General features: G+C 41.5%; 28 protein-coding genes, 1 pseudogene and 1 other annotated feature. Of the genes and pseudogenes, 11 read left to right on the forward strand and 18 right to left on the reverse strand.

Going from position 1 to position 22,669, the window contains the following annotated elements:
- Positions 1–38: 38 nt before the first annotated feature.
- From NYE50_RS14215 to NYE50_RS14250, 8 genes are read right to left on the reverse strand one after another with little or no spacing between them, the layout of a single operon-like run.
- Positions 39–776 carry a class I SAM-dependent DNA methyltransferase gene (locus tag NYE50_RS14215; protein ID WP_015417856.1) on the reverse strand — a complete coding sequence of 246 codons (738 nt, stop codon included), beginning with the start codon at positions 774–776 and terminating at the stop codon, positions 39–41.
- Positions 773–1,129, reverse strand: coding sequence for a ribosome silencing factor (gene rsfS, locus NYE50_RS14220; protein WP_007408260.1), 357 nt, complete (start codon positions 1,127–1,129; stop codon positions 773–775). Before rsfS ends, NYE50_RS14215 begins: the two co-directional genes overlap by 4 nt.
- Positions 1,130–1,146: 17 nt before the next feature.
- Positions 1,147–1,707: a bis(5'-nucleosyl)-tetraphosphatase (symmetrical) YqeK gene (gene yqeK / locus NYE50_RS14225; RefSeq protein ID WP_014418422.1), complete on the reverse strand. Its 561-nt coding sequence runs from the start codon at positions 1,705–1,707 to the stop codon at positions 1,147–1,149.
- Positions 1,697–2,266 (reverse strand): nicotinate-nucleotide adenylyltransferase, encoded by a 570-nt coding sequence (locus NYE50_RS14230; RefSeq protein ID WP_017418182.1) that lies wholly within the window; start codon positions 2,264–2,266, stop codon positions 1,697–1,699. Before NYE50_RS14230 ends, yqeK begins: the two co-directional genes overlap by 11 nt.
- Before the next feature lie 10 nt (positions 2,267–2,276).
- A complete protein-coding gene (yhbY, locus tag NYE50_RS14235; RefSeq protein WP_003152858.1) occupies positions 2,277–2,567 on the reverse strand; it encodes a ribosome assembly RNA-binding protein YhbY in 291 nt (96 codons plus the stop codon).
- Positions 2,561–3,403 (reverse strand): shikimate dehydrogenase, encoded by an 843-nt coding sequence (gene aroE / locus NYE50_RS14240; protein WP_003152856.1) that lies wholly within the window; start codon positions 3,401–3,403, stop codon positions 2,561–2,563. Before aroE ends, yhbY begins: the two co-directional genes overlap by 7 nt.
- Positions 3,404–3,422: 19 nt before the next feature.
- Entirely contained in the window at positions 3,423–4,523 is a 1,101-nt protein-coding gene (gene yqeH / locus NYE50_RS14245; RefSeq protein ID WP_014418423.1) for a ribosome biogenesis GTPase YqeH, read from the reverse strand.
- Positions 4,524–4,525: 2 nt separating this feature from the next.
- Positions 4,526–5,044 (reverse strand): YqeG family HAD IIIA-type phosphatase, encoded by a 519-nt coding sequence (locus NYE50_RS14250; RefSeq protein ID WP_007408254.1) that lies wholly within the window; start codon positions 5,042–5,044, stop codon positions 4,526–4,528.
- A gap of 357 nt (positions 5,045–5,401) precedes the next feature.
- On the opposite strand from NYE50_RS14250, the gene NYE50_RS14255 reads away from it, so the two are divergent.
- The gene (locus tag NYE50_RS14255; RefSeq protein ID WP_003152850.1) at positions 5,402–5,542 is read left to right on the forward strand and encodes a sporulation histidine kinase inhibitor Sda; all 141 of its coding nucleotides are present in this window, start codon (positions 5,402–5,404) and stop codon (positions 5,540–5,542) included.
- A gap of 132 nt (positions 5,543–5,674) precedes the next feature.
- Here NYE50_RS14255 and NYE50_RS14260 read toward each other — a convergent pair whose 3' ends face one another.
- From NYE50_RS14260 to NYE50_RS14270, 3 genes are all read right to left on the reverse strand, one after another.
- Positions 5,675–5,809 carry a hypothetical protein gene (locus tag NYE50_RS14260; RefSeq protein ID WP_003152848.1) on the reverse strand — a complete coding sequence of 45 codons (135 nt, stop codon included), beginning with the start codon at positions 5,807–5,809 and terminating at the stop codon, positions 5,675–5,677.
- Between the two features lie 75 nt (positions 5,810–5,884).
- Entirely contained in the window at positions 5,885–6,616 is a 732-nt protein-coding gene (locus tag NYE50_RS14265) for an SGNH/GDSL hydrolase family protein (RefSeq protein ID WP_159354396.1), read from the reverse strand.
- A 69-nt stretch (positions 6,617–6,685) separates the two neighbouring features.
- Entirely contained in the window at positions 6,686–7,420 is a 735-nt protein-coding gene (locus NYE50_RS14270) for a polysaccharide deacetylase family protein (RefSeq protein WP_159354397.1), read from the reverse strand.
- Positions 7,421–7,653: 233 nt separating this feature from the next.
- Here NYE50_RS14270 and NYE50_RS14275 point away from each other — a divergent pair, with 233 nt between their 5' ends.
- Complete coding sequence (locus NYE50_RS14275) at positions 7,654–8,280, forward strand: TVP38/TMEM64 family protein (RefSeq protein WP_053573178.1); 627 nt, start codon at positions 7,654–7,656, stop codon at positions 8,278–8,280.
- 58 nt (positions 8,281–8,338) lie between these two features.
- Here the strand turns inward: NYE50_RS14275 and NYE50_RS14280 are convergent, their stop codons facing one another.
- The 3 genes from NYE50_RS14280 to NYE50_RS14290 are packed head-to-tail and all read right to left on the reverse strand — an operon-like array spanning position 8,339 to position 9,989.
- Positions 8,339–8,608: a GNAT family N-acetyltransferase gene (locus NYE50_RS14280; protein WP_224988465.1), complete on the reverse strand. Its 270-nt coding sequence runs from the start codon at positions 8,606–8,608 to the stop codon at positions 8,339–8,341.
- A gap of 18 nt (positions 8,609–8,626) precedes the next feature.
- The gene (locus tag NYE50_RS14285; protein ID WP_224988464.1) at positions 8,627–8,767 is read right to left on the reverse strand and encodes a hypothetical protein; all 141 of its coding nucleotides are present in this window, start codon (positions 8,765–8,767) and stop codon (positions 8,627–8,629) included.
- On the reverse strand, positions 8,733–9,989 hold the full coding sequence (locus tag NYE50_RS14290) for an MFS transporter (RefSeq protein ID WP_159354398.1): 1,257 nt from the start codon (positions 9,987–9,989) through the stop codon (positions 8,733–8,735). The genes NYE50_RS14285 and NYE50_RS14290 overlap by 35 nt, the downstream gene beginning before the upstream one ends.
- A 46-nt stretch (positions 9,990–10,035) precedes the next feature.
- Positions 10,036–10,267, reverse strand: a binding site (T-box leader).
- 177 nt (positions 10,268–10,444) lie between these two features.
- Here NYE50_RS14290 and sigK point away from each other — a divergent pair.
- The 8 genes and pseudogenes from sigK to NYE50_RS14330 all read left to right on the forward strand — a co-directional run bounded on the left by sigK (position 10,445) and on the right by NYE50_RS14330 (position 18,177).
- The gene (gene sigK / locus NYE50_RS14295) at positions 10,445–11,173 is read left to right on the forward strand and encodes an RNA polymerase sporulation sigma factor SigK (RefSeq protein WP_016938880.1); all 729 of its coding nucleotides are present in this window, start codon (positions 10,445–10,447) and stop codon (positions 11,171–11,173) included.
- Positions 11,174–11,647: 474 nt separating this feature from the next.
- Entirely contained in the window at positions 11,648–12,490 is an 843-nt protein-coding gene (locus NYE50_RS14300) for a sialate O-acetylesterase (protein WP_071181856.1), read from the forward strand.
- Positions 12,487–13,014 (forward strand): PadR family transcriptional regulator, encoded by a 528-nt coding sequence (locus tag NYE50_RS14305; RefSeq protein ID WP_021494341.1) that lies wholly within the window; start codon positions 12,487–12,489, stop codon positions 13,012–13,014. The genes NYE50_RS14300 and NYE50_RS14305 overlap by 4 nt, the downstream gene beginning before the upstream one ends.
- Positions 13,015–13,559: 545 nt before the next feature.
- A complete protein-coding gene (locus NYE50_RS14310; RefSeq protein WP_029973397.1) occupies positions 13,560–15,413 on the forward strand; it encodes a T7SS effector LXG polymorphic toxin in 1,854 nt (617 codons plus the stop codon).
- A gap of 11 nt (positions 15,414–15,424) precedes the next feature.
- The gene (locus NYE50_RS14315) at positions 15,425–15,880 is read left to right on the forward strand and encodes an SMI1/KNR4 family protein (RefSeq protein ID WP_003152829.1); all 456 of its coding nucleotides are present in this window, start codon (positions 15,425–15,427) and stop codon (positions 15,878–15,880) included.
- A 131-nt stretch (positions 15,881–16,011) separates the two neighbouring features.
- Complete coding sequence (locus NYE50_RS14320) at positions 16,012–16,854, forward strand: hypothetical protein (protein WP_003152826.1); 843 nt, start codon at positions 16,012–16,014, stop codon at positions 16,852–16,854.
- Positions 16,855–16,954: 100 nt separating this feature from the next.
- Positions 16,955–17,071: pseudogene (locus NYE50_RS14325) on the forward strand (sigma factor-like helix-turn-helix DNA-binding protein); the annotation flags it as partial.
- Positions 17,072–17,304: 233 nt separating this feature from the next.
- Positions 17,305–18,177, forward strand: coding sequence for an AraC family transcriptional regulator (locus tag NYE50_RS14330; RefSeq protein WP_159354399.1), 873 nt, complete (start codon positions 17,305–17,307; stop codon positions 18,175–18,177).
- 98 nt (positions 18,178–18,275) lie between these two features.
- Here the strand turns inward: NYE50_RS14330 and NYE50_RS14335 are convergent, their stop codons facing one another.
- Positions 18,276–19,175: a LysR family transcriptional regulator gene (locus NYE50_RS14335; protein ID WP_159354400.1), complete on the reverse strand. Its 900-nt coding sequence runs from the start codon at positions 19,173–19,175 to the stop codon at positions 18,276–18,278.
- A gap of 131 nt (positions 19,176–19,306) precedes the next feature.
- Between NYE50_RS14335 and NYE50_RS14340 the strand changes: the two genes are divergently transcribed.
- Complete coding sequence (locus tag NYE50_RS14340; protein ID WP_224988463.1) at positions 19,307–20,563, forward strand: APC family permease; 1,257 nt, start codon at positions 19,307–19,309, stop codon at positions 20,561–20,563.
- A 310-nt stretch (positions 20,564–20,873) separates the two neighbouring features.
- Here NYE50_RS14340 and NYE50_RS14345 read toward each other — a convergent pair whose 3' ends face one another.
- The 3 genes from NYE50_RS14345 to NYE50_RS21995 all read right to left on the reverse strand — a co-directional run bounded on the left by NYE50_RS14345 (position 20,874) and on the right by NYE50_RS21995 (position 22,663).
- Positions 20,874–21,092, reverse strand: coding sequence for a hypothetical protein (locus tag NYE50_RS14345; RefSeq protein WP_029973392.1), 219 nt, complete (start codon positions 21,090–21,092; stop codon positions 20,874–20,876).
- Between the two features lie 98 nt (positions 21,093–21,190).
- Positions 21,191–22,567: a Tet(L)/Tet(K)/Tet(45) family tetracycline efflux MFS transporter gene (tet, locus tag NYE50_RS14350; protein ID WP_095061043.1), complete on the reverse strand. Its 1,377-nt coding sequence runs from the start codon at positions 22,565–22,567 to the stop codon at positions 21,191–21,193.
- A gap of 33 nt (positions 22,568–22,600) precedes the next feature.
- Positions 22,601–22,663 carry a tetracycline resistance efflux system leader peptide gene (locus NYE50_RS21995; RefSeq protein WP_368073677.1) on the reverse strand — a complete coding sequence of 21 codons (63 nt, stop codon included), beginning with the start codon at positions 22,661–22,663 and terminating at the stop codon, positions 22,601–22,603.
- Positions 22,664–22,669 lie beyond the last annotated feature (6 nt).

The raw sequence follows: 22,669 nt of genomic DNA on the forward strand, positions 1-22,669 counted from the left end.
CAATCGCAAAAAATGCATTTTAAAAACCATCGTTCCGTTTAAACGATGGTTTTTGGTTTGCCTGCCGTGAAGAAAAGACGTTCAGACTCTGTTGAAGGAGGCCGGTCTGTAAAATCAGCCGTCACCTTCTTCAGTTCAAATCCGGTCTCTGCAAGCATTTGTTCATATTCTTCAATGTAAAATGTTTTTTGCTCATGCGTCTCGTCATAGCGGTCATAAGATTGTCCGTTCCATACGAAAAAGGACATATCATGGATGACAGAAAGCTCTTCATCGCCGGCAAAGCTTTGCCAGATATAGCTGATCTGCTCATCCTGATCCGCATGGGTGCTGTCCGGAAAAAGCTCCGTCATTTTAAATGGGGAATGGACGTCAAACAGAAGCAGGCCGCCCTCCTTCAAAACTTGAAAAACACTTTTGAAGGTGCTTAAGACATCATTTTTCGTTTTTAAGTAATTTAGGGAATCACAGCAGATGACTACAGCATCAAACTGTTCTTCAAAACCGGAAAGCTCTCTCATATCCTGCTGGAGAAAAAGAATCGGCTTTCCCGTTTTTTTCTGCTGGGCACAGCTCAGCATATCTTCACTCAAATCAATCCCCGTGACTTCGCAGCCTTTTTCAGCAAGCCTGATGGATATTTCTCCGGTTCCGCAGGCAAGATCAAGCACCCTTCCCTTTTCCGGAAGAGACGCTTCGATCCAGCCCGCCCATTCATCATACGGCGCATGTGACATTAACTCGTCATATACGCCGGCGAAGCCTTGGTAAATCATGAGTTCAAGCCGAGCTCAAGCTCTGCGAGCGGCGCGTCGCCCCATAGCTTTTCAAGATTGTAGTAGCTTCTTTCATCTTTATGGAAAACGTGGACAATGACGTCGCCGAGATCAACTAAAATCCAGCGGGCCTCATCAAACCCTTCCATCTTTTTGACATCAATGCCGTTTTCTTCTGCCTGATCTTTAATTTCACGCGCAATTGCCTGAACCTGCTTATCAGAATTCCCGTGGCAGATTAAAAAGTAATCCGCTATAAGTGAGATTCCTTCCATGTCCAGCGCTAAAATATCTTCTGCACGTTTATCGTCGCATGCTTTTGCCGCGATTTTTAATACGGAAGCTTGATTCATTCTTCAAATTCCTCCTGTCAATTTTGAGACACCAGCCAGTTATAGGTTGCAAACGTCTCCGGAAAGACCGGCTGGTTTTTTTTCATCAGAAATATCATTGTATTTTTCATTGCTTGTATGAGCGCTTCGTTCAGATCCGTTTCCGCCAGACGGCGCACCTCTTCCACTCCGGGAAAATGGCGGCCGGGTTCAATGTAATCCGCAACGTAAATGACTTTGTCTAAAAGGGTCATTCCGGGACGCCCTGACGTGTGATAGCGGATTGCATCCAAGATCTCAGGATCAGTGATCCCCGCTTCTTTCTCAGCCAGATACGCTCCCACAGGGGCATGCCACAGCTCGGCATTGTAATCCAAGAGCTCAGCCGGCATTTTTTCCCGCACGATGATCTGCTTCATTTCTTCTTTCGGCCGGAATTTCGCATAATCATGAAAAATAGCAGCCATTTCCGCTTTTTTCGGATCTGCTCCGAACCGGCCTGCGAGAATAACCGCCGTATCTGTCACGCCGATTGTGTGGATGTAGCGATGCTCGGTCAGCTGTTCTTTGACGCAGGCAAGTGCTTCCTCACGATTCATATAAATCATTCTCCTCTATATACTGCCTCACTTTATCCGGCATTAAGTATTGCGTCGGCTTTTTTGCTTTGAGACGTTCTCTCAGCATCGTTGACGAAACGTCAAATTCCGGAACGTCGGCAAAAAGCAGCGGGTACGGGGTCTCAATATGATACCCCGGGCGCCGCACTCCGATAAATTGAATGAGCGTGAGCAGTTCGTCCAGTTTGTACCATTTCGGCAGATATTCAATCATATCCGCCCCGATAATAAAGAAAAGCTTGTCGTTCGGGTGCCGCTCCTTCAGCAAACGGACGGTATCATAGGTATAAGAAGGGCCTTTCCGGTCCATTTCCGCAAGCTCAAGCTTAAAGCCGGAATTAGAGCTGATGGCAAGCTTCAGCATCTCCACCCGGTGCCGGCTGTCTGTAAAGTCTCCATTCTGCTTATGCGGAGGGATTTTATTTGGCATAAACCAAATCTCATCGAGCTCCGCCTGATGAAGGACTTCATTAGCCATCAGAAGATGTCCGTTGTGCGGAGGGTCAAATGTGCCTCCGAATATTCCGATTTTCTTCATGTCAACCACCTTACGGAAGCTCGATTTGTTTATTTTCCTTTGATTCCTTATACAATACGATCGTATTTCCGATCGTCTGCACCAATTGTGAGCGGCTGCCTTTCACAAGGGCTTCTGCGACATCATTTTTATCGTCTTCGCAGTTTTGAAGCACGCTGACTTTAATCAGCTCTCTTGCTTCTAAAGCCTCGGCAATCTGTTTCACCATGTTTTCGTTGACTCCGCCTTTTCCCACTTGAAAAATAGGCGTTAAGTGATGCGCTTTTGAACGCAAAAACCGTTTTTGTTTTCCTGTTAACATTGTGTTCCTCCTAGTTTCCCTTCAACAATCGCTCTCATTAAGCCGCTGTCAGGCTCTTGTTCCGTCCACAGCTTGAAAGACAGTGCGGCCTGTTCCACAAACATGCCGACACCGTCAAGGGTTGTTAAACCTCTTTTTTCAGCTTCTTTTAAGAACGCCGTTTGAATCGGGTTGTATACGATATCACAAACGATGGCGCCCGTTTTGGCCCGTTCCAATGAGAGCGGCACGGCATCCGTTTTCGGATACATGCCGACAGATGTTGTATGAATAATGACGTCATATTGTTCAAGCTGATTTTCAGCTTCTTTTAAAGTAAGGGCGCGTTTCTGCTGAAAAGAGGGAGCAGCCGCAATCAGACTTTCTGCTTTTTCCGGCGTGCGGTTGCAAACGTCAAATTGTTTCGGCTCTCTGCGGACGATCGTCGTAAAAATCGCTCTTGCCGCTCCTCCCGCCCCAATCATGAGGATGGAGAGCTCTGATATCGGTTTGTCCAATACTTTGACTAAGGATTTATAAAACCCATCTCCGTCAGTATTATACCCGATGAGCCTGTCTCCCTCTCTTTTGACGGTATTTACGGCCCCAAGTACTTTCGCGCTTTCATGTATTTCATCCAGATGCTCCATGATCGCGACTTTATGCGGGACTGTGACGTTCACTCCGCAGATGCCAAGCGCCTTGATTCCGTTAACGGCGTCCTTGAGATGATGAGGTTCCACCTGAAACGCAAAATACTGCCCGTTGATGTTTTTATCTTGCAAAGCCGCGTTATGAATATCGGGTGACATTGAATGCCCGATCGGATTTCCGATTACTCCGTACAATTGTTTCATGCTCCCTCTCCCCTTCTCTCTATATTAATGAACGGCGGACAAATACGTGTACGCCTTTCGGAGCGTATGCCGTTATTTTTTTATCTGCTTGCTGCACCGTGACCCAGCCGAGACCGGAAAAAACGATATCCGTCTTTCCTTCTTTAATCGTAAACGTGTGGGGCGTAAGCTCCGGAAATTCATCCAAATGATCTTTTCCGGGCGGGGTAAGCAGTTCTCCCGCATGCTTTTCGTATAAGGCATCAGCATTTTCAAGCTTTGTTCTGTGAATCATCAATTCATTCGGCATATAGCAGACAAACGCCGTTTTATCGCCTGATACATAGTCAAACCGGGCAAGCCCGCCGAAATAAAGCGTTTGTTTTTCATTCAGCTGAAAAGTGCGCGGCTTCAGTTCTTTTTTCGGTGTCAGCACCTTTAAGTCACGCTTGTCCACGTAATGCGCCATCTGGTGATGGTTAATGATTCCCGGCGTATCATAAAGCGCAGATCCGTCATCGAGCGGGATTTCAATCGCGTCAAGCGTCGTGCCCGGAAATTGAGAGGTGGTAATAATATTCTCTTCCCCTGAGACCTCTTTAATAATCCGGTTGATAAATGTGGATTTGCCGACATTGGTACAGCCCACCACATACACATCGCGGCCTTCGCGGTAATGTTCAATGGCGTCAATGACTTCTTTCATCCCTTGTCCGCGGGAAGCGCTGATTAAAAAGACATCAAGGGGTTTTAAGCCGTATTCTTTCGCTTCGCGTTTCATCCATTGAACGAGGCGTTCCCGTTTTACGGATTTCGGCAGGATATCGGCCTTATTACCGACAAGAATGATCGGATTACCGCCGACAAAGCGGTTCAGCCCGTTTATCCAGCTTCCGTTAAAATCAAAAATATCAACGACTTTGACAATAAGAGAGTCAGTATCGCCGATTGTGTGCAAGATATTTAAAAAGTCATCATCCGTCAATGAAACATCTTGAATTTCATTGTAATTTTTCAGTCTGAAACAGCGCTGGCAGATGACATTCTCTTTCGTGAGCGATGCCTTTGGCGCGTATCCGAGACCTTGTTTATCCTCGGTCTGGATCGCTACTCCGCAGCCGATGCAAACAACCTTTTCCATTTCTAATCCTCCCACTGAATATGGCCTTTACGTTTCAAAGAACTCAATATTCTCCGTTCAATCCGGCGGTTAAAGCGCGTCATGACTCCGTCAGAGGAAGCGACAGGCACGACGAGGATCGTATGATACCCGTTTCTGTTTCCGCCGAGAACATCAGTAAGCAGCTGATCGCCGATGACCACACAGTCTTCTTTTTTCAGATCCATGCTGCTGACGGCTCTTTTAAAGGCGCGTCCCATCGGTTTTCTTGCCTTATAAATAAACGGTATGCCAAGCGGCTCCGAGAATAATTTCACTCTTCGTTCATTATTATTGGAGACGATCGTGACTTTAATGCCGTGCTCCTTCATTTCTTCAAACCACTCGATCAATCGAGGTGTCGCACTCGGTCTGTCCCACTCCACAAGCGTGTTGTCAAGGTCTGTAATAATCCCTTTCACATTGCGTTCTTTGAGCTTTTCCGGTGTGATATGAAATATATTTTTCACAAATTCGTCAGGTAAAAAAAACTTTTTTAACAAAACCCGCACCCTTCCTTTTCTTTCTATCATCTATATGTCGAAACCTGTCAGATTTAAAAACAAAGTCGGACTCAGTAAAAAAATTTCGACAAAAATTGGGTTTCTTCACCAGTTGTGGATAAAATTACACACATTATCCACTCTTATTACATCCGGATTTATCCAGATTATAAACAAGATACTAACAAGTTATCCACTTACGAGTGTGGATAACAGAACGATTGTTCTTATTTGTATTTCATGGTAGATTAAAGATAACCTCACCATGATTGAAACGCAACCTTCCATCATATGCTTGCGTCTGATGATTGATTACAATTGTAAGGAGGTGCCACTCCCATTAATTGGGTCCCCGGCATGAGAAAGCTTTCTGATGAATTACTAATAGAATCTTATTTCAAAGCCAATGAAATGAATTTGAGCCGTGAATTTATCGAGTTAATTGAAAACGAAATCAAAAGAAGATCGCTCGGACACATTATTTCCGTTTCTTCTTAAACAGAAAAAAATTCCCCGGGCGAATTTCCTTTTTTTACTCAGATGACTGATATTATATCACTTCGGTTATGCGCATTACTACCACTTTCAACAAAAAACACCCCTAAAATAGAGGTGTTAAGAGGACGGCTGCTATATATTGAACCAATACAGACCGCCCAGGACGAGAATGACGACGAGCAGCACAACAAAAAATGCGTACCAGTACCCCGCATTCACCCGAGGAGGCGGGCATACAGGATATTGCGGAGGGAAACCGCGGTTCATAGCAATCGCCTCCAAAAAGATGTTTTTTCTACAGCCTATGAAGCAGAAGCAAAACGGTTTAGGCAGCTGACGGCGTCAGCGTTCCAAAACCCGCCCATTTTTTATGCCTTCAATTAAGATTCTGGCGCCTTTTGGCGTCATATGATTTCCGGAGGGATCTATCAGTCCGGATTGAATCAGCGCCCGGTCTGTATCTTTGCCGCCGTCCGCGCGTATAAAGTGTTTCCAGTTATCCACCAGCGGCACTTTCAACTCAGCTGCAACCTGCCTCGTAACGCCGTTATAGGAATTATGCCATTTTCTCGCGCCGCCTTTTTCTTTAAAGGCTGAGGCTTTATATCTCGAATAGTAATAGAGATGATGCGTTCCGTTTCCTTCTATAACCGGGATGCACGTCATTAAAATCGGCTTTATGCCGTGATTTCTGCTTTCGTTTATGAAATAAGTCAGGTTTTCTTTAAACCGTTTCTTTGATACTCGCGGCTGATCGCCCGTCAAAATGCCCGCATCATTTGTTCCGAACATGATAAATAAATATTGGGGCTTACGCTCCAGCACGTCGCTTTGAAAGCGCAGGCGCGCATCCTCAGTCGTCTGGCCGCCTATTCCCGCATTTATAACCGTAAGACGGCCGCGTTCCGCTGTTTTTAACATGTTTACCCACTGCTGCGCCTTCGGATAATCACGATAATCCCAGTTGGAACCGCGCGTATTGCTGTCGCCGAACGCGACAACACTTTTCTCTTCGCCCGCAGCGCATCCTGATAACAGACAGGTTATCGTAATAAAAAGAACAGCAAACTTCATTTTCTCTCCCTCCAAACCTTACCTCCTATGGTACACATCTCTTTGGCGGCTTTCAACGCGGCGCTCTCTTTACTGGATATGAAAAGGACCGGAATCCTGTCCGATCAAATCCGAAACCTTAACAAACGTGTAGCCCTGCTTTTTCAGCTGGGGAATGATTTCTTTCAAAGCCTCAACCGTCTGGTGCCGGTTTCCTCCGCCGTCATGCAGAAGAACGATATCTCCATCTCTGGCATGTGAAACAACGTGCCTGACAATTTTTCCTTTTCCGGGCCTTTTCCAGTCCCTCGGATCTTGGTTCCATGACCACATGATGATATGATAGCCCTCTTTTAAGATGCTTTTGAAAGCCGTCTGATTCAACGACCCTCCCGGCGGGCGGAATAACTTGTCCCCTTCCGGCTGCAGCGATCTGATATGATGCGCGGAGCTGTGAAGCTCTTGTAAAATGTCTTTGCGTTTTAAACGGTGAAAATAAACATGGTTCATCGTATGGTTGCCGATTTCATGTCCTTCTTCAACGATGCGTTTTGCCGTTATGGGGTATTTGTCTATACGGCTCCCGATACAAAAAAAGGTTGCTTTAACATTGTGCTGTTTCAGCACGTCTAACACAGCCTCCGTATAGACAGGATGGGGGCCGTCATCGAAGGTTAAAGATAGCTTCTTTTTTTCAGACCTTATATCCCAGTACACGTTTCCCGTCTTCTCCATGTCACTTCTTTTTAAAGATTTCGCATCGGCGGACACGGCAGTGAGACTCGTGAGGACGCATATCATGATGATCAGATGAAAGCATCTCAACGTTTACACCTCCAGTAAACACTACTGTTAACGTGTCCCCTTTTATAAAAAATCATTCTCTGCATCAAATGATGTACATCACCGCTTCCCGCTTGTTTTTGTCCAAATCCGGGTGCAGCCGTTTCTCATCAAACGGCAAATGCTGATAAACAAGTACGCTTATCGGACAGCTTATTTTAATAGAAGGAGATAGATTTGTGCTGTATACTAATTGAAAAGAGGTGAACGTACAGATGATAAAAAAGGGATTCAGTCTTGCCGTCATCATTGCTGTCGTGATGATCGGCTTTATGCAAAAAGACGTCTGGCTCAGCATGATTCGCGCGGGCGGCATGTACGCCGTGCTTATGAGTATCCTTCTGGTCGCAGCTGACGTATTTTTTCCGATCGTTCCATTCGCCATTATCGCAGCCTTAAACGGAGCGGTTTTTGGGATTGTAAACGGAGTGTGGATTACATTGTCAGGCGCGATGCTCGGAACGATGGCATTGTTTTTTCTCGTCCGGTACGGATTCAGAGACTGGGCCAGAAAAAAGCTGCTGGCTTACCCAGCCGCGGCTCAATATGAAGATTCATTTCATCAGCACGCGTTTACGGCGGTGCTTTTCGGGCGGCTGATTCCGATTATACCGTCGCTTGCCATGAATACCGTCTGCGGGCTGAGTAACATACGATGGCCGATCTTTTTTTCTGCGTCGGTGCTCGGCAAAATTCCGAACATTGTGATCGTAACCGTCGCAGGCGCTTCATTTACAAGCAACAAACTGCTGTCTTTCGGGATTTACGGAATGTATATGCTCGTCTTAATGGCGGTCATTTATAAGAAGTTTCCCGGTCTTTTAAAAACAACGAGAAAATGAAACGCGTACCGCCCCCTATTGCGGCGGTACGGCTCCTCTCATTCTGAGAACTTTTCCGTTACATCCTGAACCGATCACTTCCATGTTTTTCTTTCTGCAAAAATGACAGAGCCGCTTCATTGCCCGGCGAAACTCTCAGGTGATATTCCGAAACACCGTTCGCTCTGAAAAACTGATTCGCGTATTGATGCAGTTTTGTTCCGCACCCTCTTCCCCTCTGCTGCTCAGTCATATAGTAAAGGTGCACATAACCGATTTTTTGGCTGCGGTAAAATTTGATGGAAGCTTCAAGCTGTCCGATCGGCTGCCCGTTATGAAGAAGCAGCATAAAATTGTCGGGTGAGCATTAGATTTGGGATGACAGCCATCTGAGATATTCATCCTTATTAAAATGATCCGCCGTGCCAAAACTGACGAAAAACGAATCCTCACGAAATGAAACGGCCGTCTCTTTATGTTTGTTTACATTGATCCGCTTGAAATACATCGGGAGTCCTCCTTTTTGAGGCCGCAAATAAGAACGAGCATAAAACGGCTGCCAACGCCAGCATAACAGCAGCCCCTGCGATGACGATGCCGCGGACGGAAGAACTGACAGCCGCCGCTCCGAAAACCGCCGTTACCACTATAATGAAGACGGCTTCGACTAATGAATAAAAGCTCCCCACTCTCCCCATGATGTCCACCGGAACATTCTTTTGATAAAACGTCAGAAAGCCTGTATTGGCAAACGCCAGAAAAAAAGCGAGAAGGAAAAATCCGAAAGCAGCTGTCCAAAAAACGTCAGAAAACACATAAATTATATATCCAACCGCTGTGAATAAAGAGCCCATTCCCATCAATAAAGAAGCCGGCATTTTTTTATTAAAGAACACATTGACAAGCGCCCCCGCAATAACCCCTGCCCCTGAGACACTGACGAGAAAACCGTAATCGGCATCAGTCAGCTGAAGAACCTCTTTTGCAAAAGCGGCTTCAAGCGAATCAAGCGCGGATGGCATAACGGTCATGACCAGACTGAATAAAAAATAAATGATCATGACGTTTCGCGCCGTTCGGCTGAAGCGATAGACGAGCTTCCAATCTTCTTTGCACACTGCCAAAGAAAGCTTCTGTCTGGGAGAATGTACGTGAGGCTCATTTTCAAGGCTCGGCAGCATCATCGTGATGAAACCGGACAGCACTAAAGCCCCCGCATTCACCCAAATTGCAAAAATCGGCGTGCCGGCGATAAAAAGCAGCCCGGCCGCAGCCGGCCCGAGGAGAAAAGCCCCTGATTCCGACAAAGCCCTTAGTGAATTGAATCGTTTTCTCCTTTCAGCCGGAATAAGCATCGTCACATACGCCATGGAACACGGACGAAACATCGCATTGGCCATTTGAATCAAAAACACGATACAATAAATGGAAAATAAAGACCGTACAGTAAACATCAGCGGCAGAACGGCAATGAATGCAGCCCGGATGAAATCAAGCGACATCATCATATTCCGTTTGTTACACCGGTCGATGATGCTGCCCGCCCACCCATTTGTCATCAAAACAGCCGCAGGCCTGATTAAATAAAGGATGGAAACCGCAAAAGCAGACCCCGTTTCTTTTAAGACAATAAGATTAAGAGACAAAAAATAAATCCATTCACCAATATTTGCTATCCCGATTCCGGTTAACAGAAGCATCGGGTACAGCCAAGACTTCAGGTTTTTCATCTTATCCCTCCCTTAGAAATAAAAAACGCCCTCAAGACAATAAAGTCTTGAGGACGGGAAACAGCCCGCTATGCCACCTCAATTCGGTTTGGTGCCGGCCTAAGCCGGGTACAAAGCTTACTCGGTAACAGGAGTATCCGCCGCATCATCCTTGTTTTTCATGATTCCGATGCGAAGCTAAGAGGTTTGTTTCAACACATCCATTCATACTCCTTCACAGCTCCCGGAGCTCTCTGTCATGAATGATATCTGTCTACTTGTCTCTTCAGCGCTTTTCGTTATATTCTTTTCACCCTTACTTTTTTTAACAATATACAGGCTCAATCAGAAAAAATCAAGAGGCTGTAAGAAATAAAACCTGCCTTTGATTAATTTCCCTGTACAGACACAAACAGCCTGACTGCCACATACAGTTACATATAGGCTTTTGCCTACATAACTTTGTGGAGGTGAGGATGGTGACAGGTGTTTTTGCAGCGCTCGGGTTTATTGTGAAAGAACTCGTGTTTTTAGTATCATACGTGAAAAATAATGCCTTTCCACAACCGCTCTCAAATAGTGAGGAGAAAAAATACTTAGACCTTATGGCCGAAGGCGATGAACACGCCCGCAATATGCTGATCGAACATAATCTCCGTTTAGTCGCCCATATTGTAAAAAAATTCGAAAACACGGGAGAAGACGCAGAAGATCTGATCTCCATCGGTACAATCGGGCTGATCAAAGGAATTGAAAGCTACTCAGCCGGAAAAGGCACGAAGCTTGCCACATATGCCGCACGATGTATTGAGAATGAGATTTTAATGCATCTGCGCGCATTGAAAAAAACGAAAAAAGACGTCTCCCTTCATGACCCGATCGGCCAGGATAAAGAAGGGAATGAAATAAGCCTGATTGATGTTCTCAAGTCGGAAAGCGAAGATGTGATCGACACCATTCAGCTCAACATGGAACTTGAAAAGGTCAAAAAATATATCGATATTTTAGACGACCGCGAAAAAGAAGTCATCGTCGGCCGCTTCGGCCTTGATTTAAAAAAAGAAAAAACGCAGCGCGAGATCGCAAAGGAGCTCGGCATTTCAAGGAGTTATGTGTCGCGGATTGAAAAACGCGCATTGATGAAGATGTTTCATGAGTTTTACCGGGCGGAGAAGGAGAAGCGGAAGAAGTCGAAGGGAAAGTGAGCGAAAAGCCGGATCTGACATCCCGGCTTTTTCTGCATTTTAGGACATCGCTCTTCAAGTATAACTTCAGGATTTAAAAATAAAACATAACAAATGAATAGAATTGGTACAATCGTTAACCTTTTTAATAATTTTTTATTGATATTTAACCCCTTCAACACAGCCCTCCCTTTTTACCAATCCATTTCATTTGGGCTACACCCCCATCATTGAATGTATTTCCTATGAAAAATGATTTTGAACCTCGTAGGAATCCTTACATAACAGGGTTTTTGTTGTTTTTTCATTGTTTATCAAGACCTAAAGCAAAAGAACTTGCTATTTCTCAAATACATCCACCAAATGTTCAATGTTAGTTTGTTCTTCATACATACTAATAATAAAAATAAAACCTAGTTGAAACTTTACAAGACAACCTGAATTGACTATAGTCTAATTAGACTAAAATATTGATGTAAAGAAGTGAAAAATTAGATGATAAAGTCTTTTTTAATGTTGGGGCAGTCGAATATGGCGGGCCGTGGATTTTTGAATGAAGCAGACCCTATCTATAATGAAAAAATAAAAATGCTGCGCAATGGACAGTGGCAGATGATGACAGAGCCGATTAATTACGACCGTCCGGTTTCCGGCGTTGGCCTGGCGGCATCTTTTGCAGATGCATGGTCGAAAGCTCATCCCGATGAAGAAATTGGCTTGATCCCGTGTGCGGAAGGCGGCAGTTCATTGAATGACTGGCATCCGGAAGGCATCCTTTTTCAGCATGCTTTGTCCGAAGCCCGCTTCGCCCTCCGATCCAGTCAAATTTGCGGAATCCTTTGGCACCAAGGTGAGAGTGACAGTTATCGTTCGCTGCATGAAACTTATTACGAGAAATTAACTCTTATCATCGAGACGCTAAGAAACGAGTTGAAACTTGATGAGGTACCGTTGATTATTGGAGGGCTTGGTGACTTTCTTGGGAAGACTGGTTTTGGACAGCACGCGACTGAATTTCGACAGGTTAATGAACAATTGCTGCGTTTTGCTAATGAACAACAGAATTGTTATTTTGTTACTGCGGCAGGTTTGACTGCGAATCCTGATGGCATTCATTTAGACGCAGTTTCACAACGTAAATTCGGTTACCGCTATTTCGAGGCTTTTTCGAAAAAGCACCATATCCTGAAACCCATTTCGGGAGAGGAGCAATCACTGAAAGTGCATGGTGACTATTCTAAAACAGAACAGATTTACCTTCATAGTATGGATTTGGCTTCGGGTAAAATCACGTACGCGGAATTTGAGGCGCGGATGGCGAAGGTGATGAAACCATGATTCCCTTACTTATCCTTGGCTTGCTCATCCAAAACCCCGGAGCTCACGGCTATGAACTTCTGGCTTTAATGGAAAAACGTCATTACAAATACATTGTTAACTTCACGAAAGGTTCATTTTATTACAATCTGCAGCAACTTGAAGAAAAGTGTTTGATTGAACAGATTCAGCAGAAACCCTCAACCAGCGGGCGTGAAATCCGTAACTTTAAAGTCACAGATTCGGGAAGGGCAGAATTCGAAAAATTAATGATCAAATACGGCACCAAATCGGAATATGTGAACCTGCCATTTTATGGGGCGTTACTCTTTGCCGATGAATTCGACAAAAATAAATTACTGGATCTGATCCAATCACAAATCGATCAGACTAAAACTCGAATCGAGCTTCTTGATGAATACCTGTCCATCACTCAAGAAATTCCCGGCACAATCAATTACTTTCGCCGCATGAATGAAAATTCCCGTTCACATCACTTGGTTAATTTAGAGTGGTTCGAAAAATTGAAAGCAGAAATAGAGTGAACTATTGCATAATAAAAAAATGCAATGTTACATATATCAGAATATTAGTTACCTACATATAAAACCTGTGTCGCAGATATCTAGTAACACCATTGATACAGGTTTTATACTCCTTCTTTAATTAAACTAGTATAGGGTTGTCAACACTTGCCCCAAACAAGAGCAAGTGAATCTGCTGCGTGTTCTTCTTTTTCAATCCGTATGAATAACCGCTTTTTTTACACCTATTCAGTATTCAAGTAAGGCAACTGATTTTTCTCCTTCGTCCGCTAAACTGCTGCTTGCTCTGTTGTTTTAGCTTTATCTGAATCTGTTTTATCTGTAGAAGCAGAATCAGACCCACATGCAGCCAAAGTAAAGCTTAGAGATAATGCACCAATGCCTAACCATTTCTTCCATTTTTCATCAACTGAATTAATCCTATTTTAAGATTTTGTTAAAGTTCAAATCTCCTAAAGAAAGTATCTTTAACAAAAGGAAGAAGCTTCTTACATGTAATATAATGTGGTAAAATTTAGATAAGATTAAGTGGGAAGGAGACAGATATGAAAGTATTTGAAGCATCCTCGTTAATCTCAGCAGCGGAAAAGCGAGCAAAAGAATATGATCAGATTAGAGAACAATTTATCAATCTCAGGAAAGCTTTTCAGGGGATGGCTGACTTAGACGACAGTGAGTTTTCAGGCAAAGGCGCCGACAATATCAAAGCCTTTTTTCAAGACCACGCAGGCGTTACAGACAGCTGGCTTAATCTGATCGATATGAAGATTGCTTTTCTTAACAGTATCTCAGGAAAAGTAACTGATGCGGGATTAGCCGATTCGTTTGTGGAAGAGTCCTTTTTAGAACATGAGCTGATTCATGCGAAGAATAAATCAAAAGCCATCATGCAGGAGCAGCGCAATGAAATGAAAGGTATCCTTGATGAAATCAGCGATATCATTCATCTTGATGTTTTCTCTACAGAAGATGTCGATCAAAAGCTGGATTCAGCAGACAAAAAACGGGATAAGACCATACATAAACTCGGAAAGCTTGATCACGATCTAACGAAAGAATACGCAGAAACAGAAGCGAACGAACAGTTCATCCAGGCCGACTTTCAACAGCTCCAAAATGCCACGGGTAAGGGAAAAAATGCAACACCACTTCACTATAACGCCAAGGCGTACAGAGAAAGTGACATACATAAGAAAAAAGGCGAGATTGCAAGACATTCAGATGCTTATTTGACGATTAAAAAGGAAGAAGCGAAAGAGCGGGAAATCAAGGATCTGAAGAAAAAGCTCGCTGACGGTGTGACCGATCCGGATGAATACTTGGAAATTGCGAAGAAGATCGGTTACGAGAATCTTGAACCTTCCCAGCAACAATATGTGATTCAGCTTGAACAAGCACAACAGCTCGAAGAAGTTGGTGAAACCACATGGGAAGTCCTGAAAGGAGTTGGAGTCGGTCTCTACGATGTCGCTAAGGATACTGTGACTGGCGTTAAAGATTTAGCTGTCGGGACTTGGGAGTTTTCCCAGCTCTCCGAAGAACAAAAATTAGCCAAAACAATTTCAGCTGTATTGAAGACACCTTCCTATGCAAAAATCATATGGACAAACATAGCGGATTCATGGAATGATAAAATGGTTAACGGAGATGCTTACTCACGATCTCATTATGTTACCTATGTGGTCGGGAGCCTTGTTGGACTTAAAGGCGTTGGCTCTGCTGTGAAAGTAACAAGCAAACTTGGTAAAGCCGGTGCTGCCAAAGTAGATAAAGTGATTGAAGCTGGAGAAAAAGCAGCTACTAGACATGTAAACAAAGGGATTACCGTAGGGAAAAACTACATAAATTCTTTATCTAGAAATAAAGATGATCTAGCACTTGTAGGTATAGCACAAGATATTGAGAATACCCATAATGTAAAGAATACGTCTATATTAAAAAAAGCAATACAATCCAAACATGATCAATTTGTTAAAGCTGCACCATACACGTACGAAAACAGTGCGGGCAAAACAACGACCATTAACTTAAGAATGGGTCATTTGAAAAATGATGTCCATCCAGTAACAAAAGTTCCCTATGATAAAGACGGATTTCCAATATTCGAATCAAAACATACACTCACACTTGATAAAGCCGACTTTAAAAAAAGTAGAGACCAGCATTTTGACAAATTAAATAAACAATTATATAAGCAGATTGAAGAAGATCCATCATTGATTAAGAAGCTTGATTTGAACGAAGATGATTTACTTGATCTTCAAGATGGAATAACACCAGAGAAATACACATGGCACCACCATCAAACTCCTGGAAAAATGGAGCTAGTAGATCGAGTCATTCATGCTAAAACTGGTCACACTGGCGGATATAAAATTTGGGGGAAAGATGAGAAATAGGAGGTTAATCAATGCAAAGTATTAAATGGAGAAAACGAAGCACTTTTAAAGAGGCGACAAACAGTCAGATCGAAGAGGTAGAAGAAAAATTAAAAATCAAGTTCCCGACAGATTACAGAGAGTTCATTAAAGACCATAATGGATGCTCTCCTATAGATAAAAAGGTTGTCTCATTCCAAAATTCTCGAGAATCAATAAACAATTTACTGAGTATAGGAGATCCAACTCGACCAATTGATCTCCTTAGTACACTTGATAATGTTAAAGATCGGTTAGTTGATAAGATCATACCTTTTGCTACAGATGCAGGGGGAAACCTCTTTTGTTTTGATTATAGATTGTCTTCTCAAGAACCCGTAATTGTTTTTTGGGATCATGAGATCGCTAATGAAGATAAGGGAAGTTCCATTAGCTATGTTTGTGATTCATTTACAGACTTAATGGACAAGCTTGAAGAACAACATTAAGTTTTTTGACTATAGTTCTGAAATTTCCGAACATAACTCTGAGTGTCCTTGGCATTCAAGGTTCTAAAAATAGCAGAGGAATATTGAATAATGTTTGATAATTCATCTTTAGAACAGAAGGAGTTTAACTATTGATTGATCTTACAAATACCGGTCTAAGTATTATTGCATCATTGTTAACCATCATAACAATAATTATAGGGTTTGCCGCTACCAAAGAAACTCCTACTAAAATAATTCAACGAGGCAATAACAACTCTGTGCATATTGGAAAAAAGAAAATCAATATAATAAACATTTTCATGCCTAGTCAAAATCAAATAGATAAAGTCACCAATGCAAAAAGGGAGCCCGGCTCAGATAACTATTTTATGATTGTTCTTTTTTATATAGCTATCATTATCTTTGGTGCATTTTATACTAGTTACTATTATTGGTTTGTTGCAATTCTGTTGGCTGTCTTTATAATCCGGTTTATTAAGTTTATTCGTTTTTCAATTGCCATAAAGCTTACATCAAACTTATATGACAAAAGTAAATTCTTCATCAATTTTATCCAGCAAATAATTTTATGTTGCATTCTTCTAAGTCTGCTGTTTTTTTCAGCACCACAGGAATTACAAATAGTTGCTGATCATATAAAAGTAAATTTTGAAGGAGGCACCTCCTTTAAAATTTGGCTTATAGACTTATTTAAATACACATTCAGTATATGGAATACTACTACTTTTTATTTTTTCATTTTTAGAAGCGCAGGGATGTTGATTCTTACTCTTTTTGTATTCTATTCAACAGGCAAGAATGCATTACCAATTTATAAACACAATTCTTTCAACAGAAGAAAAGTGTTGTTTAATGAACTTTCTTCTTATATTTTTGTTATTATTCTTATTTTTTTCTCACTCTACCCATGGATATTCATAGACCTAAAAAACAGCTTAGAACCTTTATGGAATGAATGGGCACGCAAATAAAAAATGTCAAATTTATTAATGTTAAGGCCCCTATAGAGGGTCTTCTCTTATTTTAATAAAGTTTTAAGTTGCTCTTTCAGTCTATAAATACCATCTCGATAAGCTCGGCATTTCAAGGAGTTATGTGTCGCGGATTGAAAAACGCGCATTGATGAAAATGTTCCATGAGTTTTACCGAGCGGAGAAAGAGAAGCGGAAGAAGTCGAAGGGGAAATGAGCGAAAAGCCGGATCTGACATTCCGGCTTTTTTTATTTTCTTTTCAATATAAAGCAATGATAACTTCTTTCATCTTATGAAACCCAAGCAGTTATTAGGCGTTTTCTTTATCTGTACAAATACAGGTGAATAACTTAATTTATTACATATAAGTTATCCTGCAAAACTGTGCACGAAATGTCGGGTAGATACATTTCGCTCCTGTTATTCTTTTGTTAAAGGAGGTCAAATAAATGGATTCGCTTAAAAGGATGAACAGCGCATTAACGTATATCGAAGAAAACCTCACGAACGATATTGATTTCAAAGAAGCAGCAAGGCTTGCTTTCTGCTCTGAATATCATTTTAAAAGGATGTTTTCCTTCCTTACAGGTATTTCATTATCGGAATATATTCGCCGCAGACGTCTTACTCTTGCAGCTTTTGAACTTAAAGACAGCCGCGTAAAGGTGATTGATCTTGCAATAAAATACGGTTATCACTCACCAGATTCTTTTGCACGAGCATTTCAAAATCTGCATGGCATAAGACCATCAGAAGCTAGACATAATGGCCATTCACTTAAAGCTTATCCGCGAATGACCTTCCAGTTATCAATCAAAGGAGGAAATGAAATGAACTATCGCATTGAAGAAAAAGAGGCATTTCGCATCGTCGGCATTAAAAAAAGAGTCCCTATTTTGTTTAAAGGCGTGAATCCTGACATTGCATCGATGTGGGAAAGTTTAGATGAAGCAGCAATCAATCAACTAAAAGAGCTTTCTAATGTAGCGCCTGTAGGACTCATTAGTGCATCCACGAACTTTTCTGAAGGCCGGACAGAGGAAAACGGAGAGCTTGATCACTATATTGGCGCAGCCACAACGAAATATTGCCCAAATCACCTATCACAGCTTGAAGTCCCTGCCTCAACATGGGCTGTATTCGAAGCAGCCGGATCATTTCCGGATGCACTGCAGGAAGTATGGGGGCGGATTTATTCCGAATGGTTTCCATCGTCACATTATGAACAAATTGAAGGCCCAGAAATCCTGTGGAACGAGCATAAAGATGTAACATCGCCATCTTTTAAAAGTGAAATTTGGATCCCCATTTCAAAAAAGTAATATATCTTACAATGAAATTAGAGGAATTGAAGGTTTTAAGGGAGGGGTCTCATCCCCTCCTCTTTTTGCACCGACTCGAAAACTTTAATGAGCATCGACTATAAAGTCTGAGTTCTTTTCCATAATTCCGCATGTTTTTTTACGATATTTATAAATTCAGCCATCGCTAAGGAATGCCATCTTTTTTTATGATAAGCCATCTGCGTTAAAATACGTGTTTCATTCAAAATCAATCCACTTAATTTGTTTTCTTTCAACTCTTTTTGTACAGTGATCAACGGTAATAACGAAATTCCTAATCTGCACATCACACACTGCTTAATTGCCTCTACACTCCAGAATTCAAAGGTATTCTCCGAAACCGGTCCTTGGTGTTTCATATACTCTTCAAAGTAAGTACGGTAGCTGCACCCATGTTCTGTATATAAAATCACTTCATCAGGTGAAAAATAAAAATCATCAAATGGAGTATTTTGCAACCTATGCTTTTTAGGGAATATCAAGATCATTGGTTCAGTTATCAATTTTTCTATATATAAATCAGCTTCCTCTTGTTCGTACTCCAAAAGAAACGCTAAATCCACCTTCCCATTTCGGAGATCATTTTTTAATTCCCAGCATGTCGATGATTTTAATGTTATTTTCACTTTAGGAAAGAGCTTTTTGAATTCGTGAATAATTGGAGGTAAACGGTAAACCGTTAAAGATTCCGGAGCACCAATAACGAGAGTCCCCATCGGTTCATCGTTGGATTGTATTTGTTTTACTTTTTCAGATATCCTGATCATTTCGTTTGCATAAGGAAACAAAAGTTCCCCCGCTTCAGTTAACAGCATTTTCTTCCCAAAACGATTAAATAACGGTTTTCCTATTTCTTGCTCAATATCTTTAATATGTGAAGTTATGGTCGATTGGGCATAACCCAAATATTCAGCTGCCTTTGTAAATCCTCCCTTTTCCACAATTGTTATAAATGTTTTTAAGTGCCGTATTTCCATCATGTCTCCCCCCTTTGAACATCACTAATTCCGATGGAACAGTTCATATATATCTATTTTACCGATGAAAGGAAACAAATTACAATTGGAATATGATCGTAAAACACGTTTAGGAAAGGATGGAATGGAAAGTGAGAGAAAGAAAACTCGGCCCCGTACTTTTAAGCGGATTAATTGTTGGTCCTATTTTAGGATCGGGAATTATATTGCTTCCACCAATCATTTATGGTAAGACTGGAGATTATGCCATATTAGCATGGTTTATGATGATGATCATTAGTTTTCTATTTGCTTCATTGTTTGGAAAATTGAGTGTTTTATTTCCGAATGAATCTGGTGTTGCGCATACAGTCGATCTTGCATTTGGACAACATATAAAACAATTAACTTCTGTATTTTTTATTATTGCGGGCAGTGTGGGGCCAGTTGCCGTTCTCATGACAGCCAGTCAATATCTAAAGGCTTTGTTCAAAAGTAATGGTTGGCCGCTAGAGACATATGGAATCATTCTGATGATGATTTGTTTATTCGTTCTATTATTGAATATCTCTTCTGTAGGAAAAGTGTCATTTATGTTCTCCACAATTGCCACAGCAATATTGTTAAGTGGCGGAATTAGTTCAATTTCCTTTATGAGGGATAAAGCTTTTATTAAAACACCATTTCATCTTGATGATTTTGGTTATAGTATTCTATTACTTTTTTGGGCTCTGGTTGGTTGGGAAATTATAGGTAATTATAGTTTGGATGTCAAAAACAGAAAAAGAACGATTCCCCAAGCAATAGTAATAAGCTCAGTGGTCATCACAACGGTTTGTATTGTTGTAGCTGCTTCTTATCAATGGATTGATTTACATCACACACACACATTAACGATTATTTTAATTCCATTGCTTGGAACGTTTGCTTCACCGACAATGGCTTTCATCACAACAATATTATGTATGAGCACATATTTATTGGTTACTGGCGGAGTATCACGTCTAATAGCCTCAGAGAATAAAAAAACAACCTTGATTTCTTTCCGCTCCAAAACAAACATACCAATTGGAGCCATAGGCATATTAACATTAATTCATACAATCGTTTTTATTCTTTTATTTATAAACTTCATTAATGTTGAACAAATTGTCGGCATAGCAAATGCTTTCTTTATTAGTAATGCGATTTGCGGTATTTTGTCTGCATATAAACTGCTACCTGGTAAGTTTTCAAAGAGTTTATCATTAATGCTTATTATCAGCTTTTTGATTATCCTTTCTTTCTCATCAATATGGATTTTATTAATGATTGCCCTTATAACTGCTTTTTATTTGATCCGACACTTTATTTGGATGCGTCAGTTAAAGAAATCCGCTACTAATTCTCAAGACAAATTACGATTTTAAGAAGTCATGAAATTTCTCACCCATACTTGGATATATAAACAAGAACGGGAGATTTTACAGTTCGTATAGGACATAGTTATTCTTTTACAATGATTACTTGCGGGACACCTTCCGCTCATTTACGCATTTTAAAGCCGGTCTAAAATTCCGGCTTCTTTGCATTCCGCTAATCCCTTAATAATCGGTGCAGGCAATGCCTACTGGCGCCATATCTATCAGAGCCGCCAAAAATCCATTTTTAATGATTCCATATTATTTATCATTTATTAACAATCTAATCTTTCATCATGGTCATTTTCAAACAGAATGATTAACTTTCTCTCCGGCCTATTTTAATATCCTCATACACTTTCTCAAAAGTCTCGATTGGCAGTGAAAACTTGGTTGTTTTCTCGTTACGATAATTGATCACGATCTTAATTTGATTATTATTTTGTTCAAACTCAATAAGTGCATTCTCCCATTTATCTCTGATTGAAATGATACCATTTCCATTTTTCTTTTCCTTTTTCTTATAAATGTAATTCACTTTAACTCCCCTTTCATTGATCGACAAAAGGTTTCGGAATAAGGAAGCTCCTCAAAAAAAGGATCAAAACTTTTATCAAGTTTGATCCTTTTCCCTTTTTAGTCATTTCTTTGCGAACGTTTATAGACATTCATGGTTACCAGCCAGCTCATAACAACGATTCCTGCAAAAAGAATGAGCATATTACTGTACAAATAAGCGGAATGATCAGCGTTAACAGGCAGCAGCCTTTGATTCAGCAAGCGGACCGATAATAAACCGCCTGCAATCGAAATACCCGTTCCCTCTGATAAAAAGCTTGTAAAATTAAGCAGACTCATTCCGGCGCCTGCTTCCTTTTGTTTCAAACTGCCAGACACAATTGTAGATATAACCGTTTTTGTGAAGGAGAGCCCCCCAAAAACAAAAACGATGATAACGGTCATGAGCCATGGTGTCGCATCTATAAAAAAGGCAGCGATTAAAAAGCTGGAAGACATCAATGCAATCCCAATGGTCAGCACATATAAAGAACCTTTCCGATCAACAAGCCATCCTCCAATGTAACCGAAGATGATGACGCTCATCGTCCCGGGGAACATAACCCCGCTTCCAATTGCCGCAGTACTTAAATGGTGAACATCTTTCATCATATAAGGAACCATAGACACAAATCCTGCAGCAGTGCCGAATATCAGGCCTCCGCAAAGGGCGCCCATCATAAACAAGACATTTTTCCCCAGTGCAGGGTCAACAAAGGGATCTTGAGTTTTCCTAATATGTTTCACAAATATCAGGAAAGCCAGAATACTGATGATCAGAAAAGATAGTCTATATGACGTTGTAAACAGCAGAAAAAATACGATGCCTGCAGACATTAATATAATCCCCGCGATATCAAAGCGCCCGCTGATTCTTTCTTCCTTTTCCAGCAGTTTCATCAGGAATGGAACGGTGATAACTGTTGCTGTCGGAATAAGCAGCAAATATGACCAGTGAATATAATGAGCGATCATTCCGCCAATAGCTGGTCCGGCGCCTTCCCCCATTGCCACCAGCGACCCGATCAGACCAAATGCTTTACCCCTGTTTTCTTTCGGAATATAGCGTACTACTGCAACCATCACAAGAGCCGGGAATGCGGCTGCACCAGCCCCTTGAATAAATCGGGCCAGAATGAGTACAGGAAAGAAAGAGTGTCCGACAAATCCAATGATCGACCCGAAGCCATTTACCATAATTCCAAATAGAAGCAGCTTTTTAATGCCCAGCTGATCTGATAACTTCCCATACAGAGCAGTTCCGATGGAAAAGGTTAACATAAAGGCCGTGTTCACCCAGTTTGCACTCGCTGGCAGTTTATGAAAATCGTTGGCGATATCAGGTAATGAGACGTTCAAAACCATTTCATTTAATACGCTGAAAAATGACAGAACACAAAGCCAAATGAACACTTGGTTGTGCCGTAAAGCTGACTGTGAATAAGACGTATTCACAACTTTCCCTCCATTAATGAGGGCAGACGCAGTTTATAGGGCCGTTGATACGCTTCCCTCTTTTAATTGGACCCTGTTCATTTTTTTGCACTTCATACATAA

The organism is Bacillus sp. EU55, assembly GCF_038005925.1.
Taxonomy (GTDB): Bacteria; Bacillota; Bacilli; order Bacillales; family Bacillaceae; genus Bacillus; species Bacillus velezensis.